Annotated in this window: 1 protein-coding gene; it reads right to left on the reverse strand. The window is 46.2% G+C overall.

Features of this window, described 5'->3' with window-relative positions:
- Nucleotides 1-41 precede the first annotated feature (41 nt).
- Nucleotides 42-935: a formylglycine-generating enzyme family protein gene (locus tag ACWPWY_RS23545; RefSeq protein ID WP_454193955.1), complete on the reverse strand. Its 894-nt coding sequence runs from the start codon at nt 933-935 to the stop codon at nt 42-44.
- Nucleotides 936-1,152 lie beyond the last annotated feature (217 nt).

The following is a 1,152-nucleotide window of genomic DNA, read 5'->3' on the forward strand; positions in this document are numbered from 1 at the left end:
CCTATTTTTATATATATGATCTTATCTCCGTCAGCGGGTCTCTACTTATAGTCGGCCACACAGCGAAATCCGATATTTCCAGTTGAGCTGTCCGGTGTATTGGAACTGCGAGCAGCCACCCGATATCGATTACAGTAGGAGCTGTGACACAAGTAAGAACCCCCTCGCATGACTTTGTGTGTTCCATGTTTCGGTCCTTGAGGATTAGCACTATTACCGCGGGTCGCCGCCTCTGAGCTAAACCAGTCTGAGCACCATTCCCATACATTCCCCACTACATTATAGAGTCCATATCCATTTGATTCGAAGGAGTGAACAGGCGCAGTACCCGCGTACCCATCGCTCACATGATTCTTTTCAGGGAATTTTCCTTGCCATATATTGCACATATGCTGTCCACTTGGCTTTAGTGAGTCACCCCAAGGATAGCGCTTCTGAACCAGTCCTCCTCGAGCAGCATACTCCCACTCTGCTTCGCTAGGAAGACGTTTCCCTGCCCAGTGGCAGTAATTAACGGCATCATTCCAGGATACGTGTATAACCGGATGGTTTCCGCGTCCCTTAATTGTTGAACCAAGCCCTTCGGGCTGATACCAATAGGCACCAAATACGCCCTTCCACCAGGGTGTTCCGGGGACATTCATTCTCTCCTCCAGCCCTACAGATGGAGAGACGAAAGAATGGAATACAAAGGACCATCCGTACTTTTCTGCTTCCGTAACATAGCCGGTTTCTTGGACAAAGCTAGTGAACTCATCATTTGATACAGCATAAGGGTCGATATAGAAGGGATCGAGCGTAACTTCTCTGACAGGACCTTCTCCGTCGGCAGGAAATCCTTCCGAATCATTCGTTCCCATGAGAAATGATCCTCCGCCAAGAAGAACCATTCCTTCCGTGTTTAATTTGGTTTGGTGTATTTCAGACCAGGAGATCGTACTTAGACCTGAATTCCGATTCACGTTGCAGCATGAGCGATTAGCGGGATCTTGTTTTGCAGCGTCTGCGTCGATTTCAATCACCTCATCAAAATTTTTGTTTGATAATCCGCATAGATTATTTCCACAATAACACAAATTAGGATTATACCTGGAGGATAAAATCGACATGCGCAGTTCTAGATAGAATAAGCTTCATATAAATATTTCTAAG

The organism is Paenibacillus sp. Marseille-Q7038 (assembly GCF_965111595.1).